The sequence below is a fragment of the Mycobacterium sp. 3519A genome, from assembly GCF_900240945.1.
Lineage (GTDB): Bacteria > Actinomycetota > Actinomycetes > Mycobacteriales > Mycobacteriaceae > Mycobacterium.
Window position 1 is genome coordinate 1,760,886 of record NZ_OESG01000014.1, and the last position, 13,406, is coordinate 1,774,291.

The following is a 13,406-nucleotide window of genomic DNA, read 5'->3' on the forward strand; positions in this document are numbered from 1 at the left end:
CCCCCGGTTGTAACACGTTCTAGTCTTGGGGTCTAGGCCGGTGCCGCACTGGCGCGCATACCCGCGTCGACCACGAGGAGGTTCTCATGCGAGTGGAAGTGGACCGCGACCGCTGTGAGGGCAACGCCGTTTGCGTCGGAATCGCCCCCGACCTGTTCGAACTCGATGACGACGATTACGCCGTCGTGAAGGCCGACCCGGTGCCGGCCGACCGGGAGGACGTGGCGGAGCAGTCGATCAACGAGTGCCCACGAGCTGCCCTGATCCGCAGAGACTAGAGGTATTCATAAAGTGACTGTTTCGCAGGACGCGACCGATCTGTCCGGACTGGTCGCGGTGGTGACCGGTGCGGCCGCGGGCCTCGGCCGGGCCGAGGCCGTCGGACTTGCCCGCGCGGGCGCGACGCTCGTCGTCAACGACATCCCCGGCGCGCTCGACAAGTCCGACGTCATCGACGAGATCACGGCGGCGGGCGCCAAAGCCGTCGCCGTGGCCGGAGACATCAGCGAGCGTTCGACGGCCGACGAATTGGTCGAGACCGCCGACGGTCTCGGTGGTCTCGGCATCGTCGTCAACAACGCCGGCATCACCCGCGACAAGATGCTGTTCAACATGTCCGACGAGGACTGGGACACCGTGATCGCCGTCCACCTGCGCGGCCACTTCCTGTTGACCCGCAACGCGGCCACGTACTGGCGGGCCAAAGCCAAAGCCGGAGCCGGAAGGCCGGCGACATCAGGCAACAGCGACGGCACCGTGTACGGCCGCATCATCAACACCTCCTCGGAGGCGGGACTGGCAGGGCCGGTCGGGCAGGCCAACTACGGGGCGGCCAAGGCCGGCATCACCGCGCTGACGCTGACCGCGGCGCGCGCGCTGGAGCGTTACGGGGTGCGGGCGAACGCGATCGCGCCCCGCGCCCGCACCGCGATGACCGCTGACGTTTTCGGTGACTCACCTGAACTGGCCGACGGGCAGATCGACCCGCTGTCGCCCGAGCACGTCGTCAACCTCGTGCGCTTCCTGGCATCGCCCGCGTCAAGAAACGTCAACGGCCAGTTGTTCATCGTCTATGGTCCGACAGTGAGCCTTGTTGCGGCACCGACGGCCGAGCACCGGTTCAGTGCGGAATCCGACGCGTGGGACCCGGCGGACCTGTCGACAACACTCGAGAATTACTTTGCTAATCGCGATTTCGAGCGCAATTTCTCGGCGACGGCACTGATGTCCCAGGGAGAATGACGTTCTCAGTTCGCCACGCTGTGAGCGAGCTAGAACGTGTTACAGAATGATCCAGGTCACAGTGGCCTTGACCTGCGCAAAGGTCACAATTTCGACTAGATTTCCTGTTCTTTGACACTGCGAACGTGTTCTAGTTAGTATGATCCGGCTCACTACGAGCCACGCTTAACTTAGGGGTGGGAGAACCGCCGAGCCGAGGAGTCAGAAACTCTTCGCCGTGGCGCACGCGCGAAACCCACCGCACCGAGAACGGAGCCGAGGTTGATCGAACAGCTTGCGGCACCGGCTCGGGCCGTGGGCGGGTTCGTCGAGATGTCCCTGGAGACGTTCGTCAAGATCTTCCGCAGGCCATTTCAATTTCGGGAGTTCCTCGAACAGACCTGGATGATCGCCCGCGTCTCGCTGGTCCCGACGCTGCTCGTCGCCATCCCGTTCACCGTGCTGGTCGCGTTCACCCTCAACATCCTGCTTCGCGAGATCGGCGCCGCCGACCTGTCCGGCGCGGGCACGGCGTTCGGCACCATCACCCAGCTCGGCCCGGTGGTGACGGTGCTCGTCGTGGCGGGCGCGGGCGCCACCGCCATCTGCGCGGATCTGGGTGCTCGCACCATCCGCGAGGAAATCGACGCGATGCGGGTGCTCGGCATCGATCCGATCCAGCGTCTGGTGGTGCCGCGCGTGCTGGCGTCGACGTTCGTCGCGCTTCTCCTCAACGGCCTTGTCTGCCTCATCGGGTTGGCCGGCGGCTATGTCTTCTCCGTGTTCCTGCAGGGCGTCAACCCGGGCGCGTTCATCAACGGGCTGACCGTGTTGACCGGCCTCGGTGAATTGGTGCTCGCCGAGTTCAAGGCGCTGCTGTTCGGGGTGGTCGCCGGACTGGTCGGCTGTTACCGCGGGCTGACGGTGCAGGGCGGCCCGAAGGGTGTCGGAACGGCGGTCAACGAGACCGTCGTTTACGCGTTCATCTGCCTGTTCGTCATCAATGTGATCATGACGGCGGTGGGCGTGAGGGTGCTGGTGCGATGAACGCTTGCGTGAAGAGCCGAGGGCCTCGATGAGTTACGACCTGACTGTCCGCCTGCGTCGCGCGTTCCGCGGCGTGCCGAAGACCGTCGACTCGATCGGCGAGCAGGCGCTGTTCTACGGCGAGACCATTCGCTACATCCCGAACGCGCTGACCCGCTACCGCAAGGAAACGATCCGCAACATCGCCGAGATGACCATGGGCACCGGTGCGCTGGTGATGATCGGCGGCACCGTCGGTGTGGCCGCGTTCCTGACCCTGGCGTCCGGCGGCGTCATCGCGGTGCAGGGCTACTCCTCGCTCGGCAACATCGGTATCGAGGCGCTGACGGGCTTCCTGTCGGCCTTCCTGAATGTCCGCATCGTCGCGCCGGTGATCGCAGGAATCGCGTTGGCCGCCACCATCGGTGCGGGCACCACGGCGCAATTGGGCGCCATGCGGGTCGCCGAGGAGATCGATGCCGTCGAATCGATGGCTGTGCACTCGGTGTCGTACCTGGTGTCCACCAGGTTGATGGCAGGCATGATCGCGATCATTCCGCTGTACTCGCTGTCGGTGCTGGCCGCGTTCTTCGCCGCCAGATTCACGACGGTGTTCATCAACAATCAGTCGGCGGGCCTCTACGACCATTACTTCAACACCTTTCTGGTGCCCACCGACCTGTTGTGGTCGTTCCTGCAAGCGATCGTGATGGCGATCGCCGTGATGCTCGTGCACACCTACTACGGATACAACGCATCCGGCGGCCCAGTCGGTGTCGGCATCGCCGTCGGTCAGGCGGTGCGCACCTCGCTGATCGTCGTGGTCACCATCACGCTGTTCATCTCACTCGCCGTCTACGGCGCGTCCGGCAACTTCAATCTGTCCGGGTAGGCCGCGAAGATGCCAGACATTGAAGCCAAGCGCAGCCACGTCAGGATCGCGGCGGCGATTCTGGCGGCGATCCTGGTGGCCGCCACCGTGTTCACCTACCTGGCCTACACCGCCGCCTTCACCGACACCGAAACGGTGACCGTGACCTCCCCGCGGGCCGGTTTGGTGATGGAGAAGGATGCCAAGGTCAAATACCGCGGCATCCAGATCGGTGAAGTGAAAAACATCGAATACGCCGGAAATCAAGCCAAGCTGACGCTGTCGATCAAGAGCAGCGAAATGCCGTACGTGCCTGCCAACGCGCTGGTTCGGATCGGCGGCACCACGGTGTTCGGCGCCAAGTCCGTCGAGTTCCTGCCACCCGAGCAGCCCAGCGGACAACTGCGGCCTGGCGCCAACGTCGAGGCGAAAGACGTTCAGCTGGAAGTCAACACGTTGTTCCAGACGCTGACCGACGTGCTGCACAAGGTCGACCCCATCAACCTGAATGCGACGCTGTCGGCGCTCGCGGAGGGCCTGCGCGGCAACGGGGACAACCTCGGCGCCACCCTGTCAGGGCTGAATTACTATCTGCAGCAACTGAACCCGAACCTGCCGACGCTGCGTGAGGACATCCGGAAGACAGGCGAGGTCGCCAACATCTATGGCGACGCAGGCCCGGATCTGGCTCGCATCTTCGACAACGCACCCACCATCAGCAACACCATCGTCGACCAACAGGACAACCTGAACGCCACCCTGCTGGCAGCCACCGGCCTGGCCAACAACGGCACCGCGACGCTGGAGCCTGCCGAGAACGACTACATCGCCGCGATCCAGCGGTTGCGTGCCCCGCTGAAGGTGTCGGCCGACTACTCACCTGAGTTCGGCTGCCTGTTCCAGGGCGTCCGGAAAGCCATCGACACCTTCGCTCCGATCATCGGCGGCATCCGGCCTGGCCTGTTCGTCGCGTCGAACTTCCTTCCCGGCTCGCCGGGGTACACCTACCCGGAAAGCCTTCCCTACGTGAACGCATCGGGCGGGCCGAACTGCCGTGGCCTTCCGAACGTGCCCTCCAAGCAATACGGCGGCTCCTGGTACCACACCCCGTTCCTGGTGACCGACAACGCCTACGTGCCATACCAACCGAACACCGAATTGCAGTTCGACGCACCCTCCACGATCCAGTTCCTGTTCAACGGCGCCTTCGCCGAAAGGGACGAGTACTGATGCGGCGCGACCGGACGTTGCTCAAGGTCGTCGTCTTCACGGTGGCGATGCTGCTGGTGGCCGGCTTCCTCGTGGTCGTGTTCGGCGAGTTCCGGTTCGCGTCAGACAAGTCGTATCACGCCACCTTCAGCGACGCCGGTCGGTTGAAGGCCGGTCAGGACGTGCGCATCTCCGGTGTGCCGGTCGGAAGCGTCAAGAAGGTGACGCTGAATCCGGACAACACCGTCGACGTCGCCTTCAACATCAACAAGCGCTATCAGCTGTACACGTCCACCAGGGCCGTGGTCCGCTACGAAAACCTGGTCGGGGACCGGTATCTCGAGATCACGTCCGGTCCTGGCGAGTTGCGCAAGCTGCCGCCGGGTTCGACGATCTCGAAGCAGAACACCCAGCCGGCGCTGGATCTCGATGCACTGCTCGGCGGGTTGCGGCCGGTACTCAAGGGCCTGGACGGCAACAAGATCAACGAGGTGAGCAACGCCGTCATCGAACTGCTGCAGGGACAGGGTGGTGCGCTGTCGAACCTGTTGTCCAGCACCAGCGCATTCAGTTCCGACCTCGCTGCCAGAGATCAACTCATCGGCGACGTGATCAACAATCTGAACACCGTGTTGGGCACCATCGACGAAAAGGGCGCACAGTTCAACGCGAGCGTCGACCAGTTGCAGCAGTTGATCACCGGCCTCGCCGAGGGCCGTGACCCGATTGCGGGCGCGATCGGTCCGCTCGCGTCAGCCGAGAACGACCTCACCGACATGCTGACCAAATCACGCAGGCCGCTGCAGGGTGTCCTCGAGAACGTCCGGCCGTTCGCGCAGCGGGTCGACGAGAGAAAGGCCGACGTCAACAAAGTCATCGAACCGTTGGCGGAAAACTACTTGCGGCTCAACGCCCTTGGCGCATACGGCTCGTTCTTCAATATCTACTATTGCTCGGTCAGGTTGAAGATCAACGGGCCGGCAGGCAGCGACATCCTGATCCCGGCCGGTGGCCCGCCGGATCCGTCGAAGGGGAGGTGTTCGGAGAATGGCTAGGCCTGACAGCGGAAATCCGCTGCGCACCGGGATCTTCGGCATCGCCCTGGTTGGCTGCCTGGTGCTGGTCTCGTTCGGCTACACCGAACTGCCGTTCTGGCCGCAGGGCAAACCGTACGAGGCGTATTTCACCGATGCGGGCGGAATCTCGCCCGGCAACGACGTGAACGTCTCAGGCATCCGGGTCGGCAAGGTCACCGACATCCAATTGGCCGGGGACGCAGCCAAAGTGACGTTCACCGTCGACCGCGACGTGCGGGTGGGCGACCAGTCGCTGGTCGCGATCAAGACCGACACCGTGCTCGGTGAGAAGTCGCTCGCAGTCACACCGAAGGGTGCGGGCAGCGCGACCGTCATTCCGTTGGGCCGCACGACAACCCCGTACACGCTGAACACCGCGCTGCAAGATCTCGGGCAGAACGCCAGCGAATTGGACAAACCGAAGTTCGAGCAGGCTCTGCAGACAATCACCGACACCCTGCGCGATGCGACTCCGCAGCTGCGCGGGGCGCTCGACGGCATCGCGAACCTGTCGCGCACGCTGAACAAGCGCGACGAGGCTCTCGAACAGCTTCTCGCGCACGCCAAGAACGTCACTGACACGCTGGCCCAGCGGGCCGGTCAGGTGAACCAGTTGATCACCGACGGCAACATGCTGTTCGCGGCGTTGGACGAGCGCCGCCAGGCGCTGAGCAATTTGATCGCGGGCATCGACGACGTCTCGCGCCAGCTCTCCGGCTTCGTCGCGGACAACAAGCGCGAGTTCAAGCCCGCGCTGGATGCGCTGAACGCGGTGATGGACAACCTTCTGGAGCGCAAGGAACACATCGGCGAGGCACTTCGCCGGCTGCCGCCGTACGCCACCGCGCTCGGTGAGGTGGTCGGCTCGGGGCCGGGCTTCCAGATCAACCTGTACGGCCTGCCGCCACCAAGCATCGCCGAGGCGATGATGGACTTCTACTTCCAGCCCGGCAAGCTGCCGGACAGCCTGGCCGACGTGCTGCGCGGATACATCTCCGAGCGGTTGATCGTGAGGCCGAAGTCGCCATGACATACGACAATTCGTCCGGTATGCGCAGCCGCTGGGTGCGGGTGTCCCTGGCTGCCGCGCTGGTGGCGCTGCTGGTCCTGGGTGTCTTCACGGTGTGGCCGTCGCGCGCCGGACACAAGGTGGTGGGCTACTTCACCTCCGCCGTCGGCCTGTATCCGGGTGACGACGTGCGGATCGTCGGCGTGCCCGTCGGCAAGATCGACTCGATCGAGCCGCGGGCCACCGACGTCAAGATCACCATGTCGGTGAAGGACGGCGTCAAGGTTCCCGCCGATGCGAAGGCGTTGATCATCGCGCCAAATCTGGTGTCCGCCCGCTTTGTTCAGCTGACGCCCGCGTACACCGGCGGTGCGGCGATGGCCGACGGTGCCGAGATCGGCCTTGACCGCACCGCGGTGCCGGTCGAGTGGGACGAGGTCAAGGAACAGCTGACGGCACTGTCGAGTCAGCTCGGACCGCAGCCCGGGTCGCTGCAGGGCCCTCTCGCGTCGGTGGTGAACCAAGCCGCCGACACGTTCGACGGCAACGGCGACTCGTTCCGCCAGGCGCTGCGCGAACTCTCGCAAACCGCAGGCCGGCTTGGTGATTCACGCACCGATCTGTTCGGCACCATTCGCAATCTGCAGGTGTTGGTCAATGCCCTGTCCAACAGCAACGAGCAGATCGTGCAGTTCTCCGGCCACGTCGCATCGGTGTCGCAGGTGCTCGCGGACAGTTCGGCGGGCCTCGATCAGACGCTGGCGACGCTGAACCAGGCGCTGTCTGACGTGAAGGGATTCTTGAACCAGAACAATGACGCGCTGATCAAACAGGTCTCGAAGCTGTCCGAGTTCACCCAGATCCTGACCGACCACAGCGACGACATCGAACAGATCCTGCACGTCACCCCGAACGGTCTGGCGAACTTCTACAACATCTACAACCCGGCGCAGGGCACCGTCGGCGGTTTGCTGACGCTGCCGAACTTCGCCAACCCCGTCCAATTCATCTGCGGCACATTCGATGCCGGTGCTTCGCCGGACAACTACAAGCGCGCCGACATCTGCAGGCAACGGATGGGCCCTGTGTTCAAGCGCATCACGATGAACTACCCGCCGCTGATGTTCCATCCGATCAACAGCATCACGGCGTACAAGGGACAGATCATCTACGACAGCCCGGAGACCGAGGCGAAGGCGCAGACCCCGGTGCCTTATCTGCAGTGGCAGAACGCGCCCGGCGTCACCCCGCGCGAAATACCGCCGGATGCCGACCTCACTTCGCTTCTGGTGCCACCGGCCCCAGAAGGAGCGGCCGCGACCTCGCACGCGGGTGGCCCGGCCGCGCCCGCCGCCCCCGCGCCCGCCGATCCGGACGCGCCGGTGCCAGGGGCGCCGCTTCCTGCGGAGGTGGCGGGCGGATGATGCGCAAGGTTCTGGTCGTCACGTCGAGTGCGGTGGTCTTGACGGGCTGCTCGTTCGGCGGGTTGAACTCGCTCAACATGCCGGGTACGGCCGGACACGGCAGCGGCTCGTACAAGGTCACCGTCGAACTGCCCGATGTGGCGACGCTGCCGCAGAACTCGCCGGTGATGGTCGACGACGTCACGGTCGGCAGCGTGTCCGGCATCGATGCGGTCCAGCGACCGGACGGAACGTTCTACGCCGCGGTGCAACTGTCCCTCGACAAGAACGTCAACCTGCCAGCCAATGCGACCGCGAAGGTCGCGCAGACCTCACTGCTTGGTTCGCAGCACATCGAATTGGCGCCGCCGGTCGGTGAGGCGGGCACGGGGAAGCTGACCAACGGGTCGAACATCGGAATGGACCGCACCGGCCGGTATCCGACCACCGAAGAGGTGCTGTCCTCACTCGGGGTGGTGGTCAACAAGGGCAATCTTGGTGCGCTGCAAGATATCACCGACGAGACGTTCAACGCCATCGCGGGACGCCAGGGTACCTTCGCCGACCTGATACCGCGGCTGGCGGAGCTGACCAGCTCGCTGCAGCAGCAGACCGACGACATCATCAGATCGGCCGAGGGGCTCGACCGGTTCGCAGGGATCCTGGCCCGCAGCAAGGACAGCATCGGTCGCACGTTGGACTCGCTTCCAGCGGCGCTGGAGGTGCTGAACAAGAATCGCGCCAACATCGTCGACGCGTTCGGTGCGCTGCGCAGTTTCGCCACCGTCGCGTCGCGGATCCTGCAACAGACGAAGGACGACTTCGCGGCCGACTTCAAGGACCTCTACCCGATCATCAAGGCATTCAACGACAATGCCGACGACGTGATCAAAGACCTCGAGTTGTTGCCGACATTCCCGTTCCACTACAAGTACCTCCGCAACGCGGTGCGCGGTGACTACCTCAACGTGTACACCACCTTCGACCTGACGCTTCGGCGCACCGGCGAATCGCTGTTCACCACGTCGCTGGGGCTGGACCCGAACATGAAGCACCTGTCCGAGGTGGTCAATCCGCCCGACTTCCTCACCGGCGCGATGGCGAATCTGTCGGGACAGGCCGCCGATCCGTTCAAGATCCCGCCGGGTACCGCCACCCAGCACGGAGGGAAGCCCTGATGCTCGACAGGCTGACCCGTTTGCAGTTGACGATCTTCGCGATCGTCACGGTGCTCACCGTCGGTGCGATCTCGATCTTCTATCTGCACGTGCCGTCGGCACTGGGTATCGGCTCGTACAACGTGAAGGCGAATTTCGTTGCGGGCGGCGGTCTTTACCAGAACGCCAACGTCACGTACCGCGGCGTCACCGTCGGCCGGGTGGAGTCGGTCGGCCTGTCCAACGACGGTGTCGTTGCCGACATGCGGCTCAACAGCGGCACCCCGGTGCCCGACAATGTCATCGCGACCGTGAAGAGCGTGTCGGCGGTCGGCGAGCAGTACGTCGACCTGGTGCCGCCCGATCAGCCCTCGAAGGGCAAGCTGCGCAATGGCGCGACCATCGACCAGGCACACACCCGGATTGGCCAGGACATCGCCGGGTTGCTGACCGAAGCGGACAAGTTGGTCAGCAGCGTCGGTGACAGCCGGATTCAGGACCTGCTGCGCGAAACGTTCAAGGCGTTCAACGGTTCTGGGCCCGAACTGGCCCGGCTGATTCAGTCGTCGAGGCTGTTGATCGACGAGGCCAACTCCAACTATGCCCAGGTCAACCAGCTGATCGAACAAGCGGGCCCGTTCCTGGATTCGCAGATCCGAAGCGGTGACGACATCAAGTCACTGGCCGAAGGGCTGGCCCGGTTCACCGGCGAGGTGGCCGGTGCCGATCCGCAGGTGCGGTCGGTGCTGCAGAACGTGCCGGGCACCACCGAGGCCGCCAACACGACGTTCGAGGGCATCCGGCCGACGTTCCCGGTGCTGGCGGCGAACCTCGCCAACTTCGGTCGGATCGGGGTGATCTACCGCAAGTCGATCGAACAGGCGCTGGTGATCTTCCCCGCCTTGATGGCGGCTCTGATCACCGTCGGCGGTGGCCTGCCCGCCGACGAGGGCGGCAAGTTGGACTTCAAGATCGATCTGCAGGACCCGCCGCCCTGCTCCACGGGTTTCATCCCGCCGACAGAGATCCGGTCGCCCGCCGACACCACCCTGCGCGACCTGCCGACCGACTTGTACTGCAAGACCGCGCCGAACGACCCGGCCGTGGTGCGCGGTGCGCGCAACTACCCGTGCCAGGAGTTCCCTGGCAAGCGCGCTCCCACCATCCAGCTGTGCCGCGATCCCAAGGGATACGTGCCGTTGGGGACCAACCCGTGGCGCGGGCCGCCGGTGCCGTACGGCACGCCGGTCGAGGATCCGCGGATGACGCTGCCGATGAACAAGTTCCCCTTCATCCCGCCGCAAGTCGACCCGGACCCGGGACCGCCTGTGGTGCAGTTGCCGCCGGGAGTTCCGCCGGGGCCGGGCCCTGCGCCGCACGCCCCGTTCCCGCTGCCGGTGCCTCCGAATGACAACGGCCCGCCGCCTCCGCTGCCTTACTACGCGCCGCCGGACCAGGTGGTGCCGCCGTACGGCAGGCCGGCCCCTGAGCCTCCTCCGGGGCCGCCCGCGCCGCCGCCACTGCCTGCGGAGGCGCCGCAGGCAGCAGGGCCGGCGATCGCCACCTACGACCAGAACGGTAAATTCGTCGACCCAGCCGGGGGAACTGGCGTGTTCGCTGCCGGTGCTGACAAACTGGCGCCTGCAGAGAACTGGGTTGATCTGATGTTGGCTCCAAGGCAGGCGTGATGGCAGAAGACACGGTTTCGGCGGCCGCGTCGAAGCCGGTGCGGCGGCGGCGTGCGTCCCGAGCAGCGGGCCCCGCGAACGGGGCGGCGCCGTCGGGCGTCAGCGTCGAGGCGCCCAAGCCGATCGCGGTGCGTGTCAGTAGGCCTGCGCCGCCGCGGCGACGGCAACCGCAGCGGACGTTGGTGGCGGCGGTGGCATTGACCACCGTGGCCATCGCGGCGGCGGTCACCGCGGTGTTCGCCTGGCTGACGTTCGACTCGAACCGGCAGATGGAGGCAAGCGCGGATCGTCAGCAGCGCTTCGTCGACACCGCGTCGCAGGCCGTGGTGAACATGTTCAGCTACAACCAGAACAACATCGACGAAAGCGTGAACCGGTTCGTCAACGGCACCAGTGGGCCATTGCGCGCGATGATGACCCAGCCGGGCAACGTGGACAACCTGAAGGCGTTGTTCCGGGACACCAACGCCAGTTCCGAGGCCGTCATCAACGGTGCCGCGATGGAGGGCGACATCGACGAGGTGGCCAAGAACGCGAAGGTGTTGGTGTCGGTGCGGGTGACGGTCACCGACCTCGACGGGGTGAACGCGCCGTCGAAGCCGTATCGGCTGCGGGTGATCGTGCACGAGGACGACAACGGCAACATGACCGCGTACGACCTGAAGTACCCGGACGGCGGCAACTGATGCGCAACTGGGTGGCTCGGCTGCTCGCCACCGTGACCGTGCTGATCGCCGCGGGCTTCGTCGCGGTCGCCGGCGTCGGCGGATGGGTCTATTGGCATCGAGTCGAACTCAAGTCCGAACAACAAGCCCGCGAGCAGCTCGGCTCCCTGGCGGCCCAGCAGATTCCGAAGGTGTTCGGTTACGACTATCAGACCGTCGAGCGCAGCCTCAACGAGGTCTATCCGATGCTGACGCCGGCCTACCGCCACGAATTCGAGGACCGCGCCACCAGGGACATCATCCCGCAGGCGCGGGATCGTCAGCTGGTCAGTCAGGCCAACGTGGTTGGCGTGGGAGTCCTTGAGGCCGAACGTGATTCAGCATCGGTGATGGTGTACATGAACCGGACGCTCACCGACAAGTCCAAGGAGCCGATCTACGACGGCAGCCGGCTGCGCGTCGATTATCAGAAGATCGGCGGCAAGTGGCTCATCCAGTACATCACGCCCATCTGATCCGCGATGCCGCCCAATCGCGCCGCCGCGGGCAGGCCGCGGGATTCGTCGATCGATGAACGAGTGCTGTCAGCGACGCGGGAACTTCTCGTCGAACTCGGTTGGGACGGACTGAGTATCCGGTTGGTCGCCGCGCGGGCAGGCGTGAGCCGCTCCAGCCTGAACCGGCGCTGGCCGTCGAAGGCCGAACTCGTCCTGCATGCGATCCTGGGCGCCTCGCCGGACCTGACGCCGTTCGAGGGCACCGACCGCAACGGATGGATCTCCTGGGTGGTCAGGGGTAGTCTCGAGCTCTTCAGCAGGCCGGACATGAAGGCAGCCGTCCCAGGGTTGATGCGCGCGCTCGAGGAGAACAGTCAACTGCGCCACCAGATGTGGTCGGATTTCACCGGGCCTGCGGTGCGGCTGTTCGCCGCGGACTCAGCGACCGAAGCCGACGCGGCGGACGCCGAACTCGAGGCGCGCGCACTACTCGCGATGGCGGCGGGCGCCGCGCTGTTCCTGACAACCGTTGCCGAGGAGCAGGATTCGGCAGCGATCCTGCGGCGGGTTGAGGCGATGCTTCAGCGCTGAAAGGACGCCAGCATCGCCTGCTGCGGTGACCGCCACGTCATTTCCAGCTCGCGTAACGTGGCCGAGTCGTCGGTCGGGGTCGCGGCGGTCAGCAGCAGGGCGGCCTCGAGGCTGAAGCCGTCCCCGAGCGGCACCAGGCCGCCCAAGGCGTCAGCGACACGCCCCAGAGCCAGAAAAGCGTTCGCAGTCAAGGGGATTCGCCGGATTCGGCGGCCGATACCCCGCTCGAGCGTGTCTATCATCTCGTTGAACGGGATCATCACACCGCCACAGACATATCGGCGCGGGCCTCGTCCGGGGACCATGGCGCGGAGGTGTACCTCGGCGACGTCGCGTACGTCGATCATCTGCATGCCGCCGCTCAGCCGAGGCGCCACCGCCCACCGCGCGATCGGTGCCCAGCCGCGCTCGGTCACTCCGGGTGCGGTGTTGAAGGCAGGCCCCACCACGCTGGACGGGTAGGTGACGACGACCGGCGCGCCGTCTCGCTGCAGCCGCCTGGCGGCCGCGTCGGCGTATCCTTTCGTCTTGGCGTATGCGCTACGTCCAACGGCGGTCGGCGTATTCGGGCCGATGACGCCGTCGGGAGCCGGAAACAATGCGCTGTAACTGCTGATGGAAACGACCGGATCCAGACCGTTGCGGACGGCCTGCTGCAGGACCGCCTCGGTGGCGTATGCGTTGATCTCCCACATCAGCTTCTCGCGTCGGCCGTCGGTACCGACCACCCCCGCACCGTGTAGCAGTGCGTCGCAACCCTCAAGCAGGGTGGCCACACAATGGCGGTCGCGGATGTCGCCCCGGACGAGTTCGACCTTGCCCAGCTGAGCCAGGTGTCCCGCCGCCGATTCGTCGGCGGGGTTCGGGTTGAGCAGAAGGCGCACGGAATGTCCCGCAGCGAGCAACGCCTTCGTCGACTGGGCACCGACATAACCCGTTCCCCCGGTGACGGCTATCCGCATGGCCGTCATATTAGCGTGCCAGTGGTACCGA

General features: G+C 65.3%; 14 protein-coding genes. 13 read left to right on the top strand and 1 reads right to left on the bottom strand.

From position 1 onward, the window contains the following. The first annotated feature begins 86 nt into the window (after nucleotides 1-86). The 13 genes from C1A30_RS29595 to C1A30_RS29655 all read left to right on the top strand — a co-directional run bounded on the left by C1A30_RS29595 (nucleotide 87) and on the right by C1A30_RS29655 (nucleotide 12,413). Entirely contained in the window at nucleotides 87-278 is a 192-nt protein-coding gene (locus tag C1A30_RS29595; RefSeq protein WP_101951776.1) for a ferredoxin, read from the top strand. A 4-nt stretch (nucleotides 279-282) separates the two neighbouring features. Next, on the top strand, nucleotides 283-1,242 hold the full coding sequence (locus C1A30_RS29600) for a 3-oxoacyl-ACP reductase (protein WP_369974217.1): 960 nt from the start codon (nucleotides 283-285) through the stop codon (nucleotides 1,240-1,242). A 261-nt stretch (nucleotides 1,243-1,503) separates the two neighbouring features. After that, a complete protein-coding gene (locus C1A30_RS29605) occupies nucleotides 1,504-2,268 on the top strand; it encodes an ABC transporter permease (RefSeq protein WP_101951778.1) in 765 nt (254 codons plus the stop codon). A 28-nt stretch (nucleotides 2,269-2,296) separates the two neighbouring features. Then, the gene (locus C1A30_RS29610; protein WP_101951779.1) at nucleotides 2,297-3,139 is read left to right on the top strand and encodes an ABC transporter permease; all 843 of its coding nucleotides are present in this window, start codon (nucleotides 2,297-2,299) and stop codon (nucleotides 3,137-3,139) included. A 9-nt stretch (nucleotides 3,140-3,148) separates the two neighbouring features. Next, entirely contained in the window at nucleotides 3,149-4,348 is a 1,200-nt protein-coding gene (locus tag C1A30_RS29615; protein ID WP_101951780.1) for an MCE family protein, read from the top strand. Next, complete coding sequence (locus tag C1A30_RS29620; RefSeq protein WP_101951781.1) at nucleotides 4,348-5,382, top strand: MCE family protein; 1,035 nt, start codon at nucleotides 4,348-4,350, stop codon at nucleotides 5,380-5,382. The genes C1A30_RS29615 and C1A30_RS29620 overlap by 1 nt, the downstream gene beginning before the upstream one ends. Continuing rightward, the gene (locus tag C1A30_RS29625; RefSeq protein WP_101951782.1) at nucleotides 5,375-6,433 is read left to right on the top strand and encodes a virulence factor Mce family protein; all 1,059 of its coding nucleotides are present in this window, start codon (nucleotides 5,375-5,377) and stop codon (nucleotides 6,431-6,433) included. Before C1A30_RS29620 ends, C1A30_RS29625 begins: the two co-directional genes overlap by 8 nt. Beyond that, nucleotides 6,430-7,836: an MCE family protein gene (locus C1A30_RS29630; RefSeq protein WP_101951783.1), complete on the top strand. Its 1,407-nt coding sequence runs from the start codon at nucleotides 6,430-6,432 to the stop codon at nucleotides 7,834-7,836. The genes C1A30_RS29625 and C1A30_RS29630 overlap by 4 nt, the downstream gene beginning before the upstream one ends. Further along, nucleotides 7,833-8,993 (top strand): MCE family protein, encoded by a 1,161-nt coding sequence (locus C1A30_RS29635; RefSeq protein WP_101951784.1) that lies wholly within the window; start codon nucleotides 7,833-7,835, stop codon nucleotides 8,991-8,993. Before C1A30_RS29630 ends, C1A30_RS29635 begins: the two co-directional genes overlap by 4 nt. Then, entirely contained in the window at nucleotides 8,993-10,660 is a 1,668-nt protein-coding gene (locus C1A30_RS29640; RefSeq protein WP_101951785.1) for an MCE family protein, read from the top strand. Before C1A30_RS29635 ends, C1A30_RS29640 begins: the two co-directional genes overlap by 1 nt. Then, nucleotides 10,660-11,346 carry a mammalian cell entry protein gene (locus C1A30_RS29645; RefSeq protein WP_101951786.1) on the top strand — a complete coding sequence of 229 codons (687 nt, stop codon included), beginning with the start codon at nucleotides 10,660-10,662 and terminating at the stop codon, nucleotides 11,344-11,346. The genes C1A30_RS29640 and C1A30_RS29645 overlap by 1 nt, the downstream gene beginning before the upstream one ends. Further along, complete coding sequence (locus tag C1A30_RS29650) at nucleotides 11,346-11,840, top strand: mammalian cell entry protein (protein WP_101951787.1); 495 nt, start codon at nucleotides 11,346-11,348, stop codon at nucleotides 11,838-11,840. The genes C1A30_RS29645 and C1A30_RS29650 overlap by 1 nt, the downstream gene beginning before the upstream one ends. 6 nt (nucleotides 11,841-11,846) lie before the next feature. Next, the gene (locus tag C1A30_RS29655) at nucleotides 11,847-12,413 is read left to right on the top strand and encodes a helix-turn-helix domain-containing protein (RefSeq protein WP_101951788.1); all 567 of its coding nucleotides are present in this window, start codon (nucleotides 11,847-11,849) and stop codon (nucleotides 12,411-12,413) included. Here the strand turns inward: C1A30_RS29655 and C1A30_RS29660 are convergent. Then, complete coding sequence (locus C1A30_RS29660) at nucleotides 12,404-13,375, bottom strand: NAD(P)-dependent oxidoreductase (RefSeq protein ID WP_101952973.1); 972 nt, start codon at nucleotides 13,373-13,375, stop codon at nucleotides 12,404-12,406. The two genes, C1A30_RS29655 and C1A30_RS29660, sit on opposite strands and share 10 nt — an antisense overlap. Nucleotides 13,376-13,406: the final 31 nt, after the last annotated feature.

What these genes read in the sequence shown, in the direction of transcription:
- C1A30_RS29640 (WP_101951785.1), top strand. Translation starts at nt 8,993, where the DNA reads ATGCTCGACAGGCTGACCCGTTTGCAGTTGACGATCTTCGCGATCGTC.
- C1A30_RS29610 (WP_101951779.1), top strand. Translation starts at nt 2,297, where the DNA reads ATGAGTTACGACCTGACTGTCCGCCTGCGTCGCGCGTTCCGCGGCGTG.
- C1A30_RS29635 (WP_101951784.1), top strand. Translation starts at nt 7,833, where the DNA reads ATGATGCGCAAGGTTCTGGTCGTCACGTCGAGTGCGGTGGTCTTGACG.
- C1A30_RS29660 (WP_101952973.1), bottom strand. Translation starts at nt 13,375, where the DNA reads ATGCGGATAGCCGTCACCGGGGGAACGGGTTATGTCGGTGCCCAGTCG.
- C1A30_RS29630 (WP_101951783.1), top strand. Translation starts at nt 6,430, where the DNA reads ATGACATACGACAATTCGTCCGGTATGCGCAGCCGCTGGGTGCGGGTG.
- C1A30_RS29645 (WP_101951786.1), top strand. Translation starts at nt 10,660, where the DNA reads ATGGCAGAAGACACGGTTTCGGCGGCCGCGTCGAAGCCGGTGCGGCGG.
- C1A30_RS29595 (WP_101951776.1), top strand. Translation starts at nt 87, where the DNA reads ATGCGAGTGGAAGTGGACCGCGACCGCTGTGAGGGCAACGCCGTTTGC.
- C1A30_RS29625 (WP_101951782.1), top strand. Translation starts at nt 5,375, where the DNA reads ATGGCTAGGCCTGACAGCGGAAATCCGCTGCGCACCGGGATCTTCGGC.
- C1A30_RS29655 (WP_101951788.1), top strand. Translation starts at nt 11,847, where the DNA reads ATGCCGCCCAATCGCGCCGCCGCGGGCAGGCCGCGGGATTCGTCGATC.
- C1A30_RS29615 (WP_101951780.1), top strand. Translation starts at nt 3,149, where the DNA reads ATGCCAGACATTGAAGCCAAGCGCAGCCACGTCAGGATCGCGGCGGCG.
- C1A30_RS29620 (WP_101951781.1), top strand. Translation starts at nt 4,348, where the DNA reads ATGCGGCGCGACCGGACGTTGCTCAAGGTCGTCGTCTTCACGGTGGCG.
- C1A30_RS29650 (WP_101951787.1), top strand. Translation starts at nt 11,346, where the DNA reads ATGCGCAACTGGGTGGCTCGGCTGCTCGCCACCGTGACCGTGCTGATC.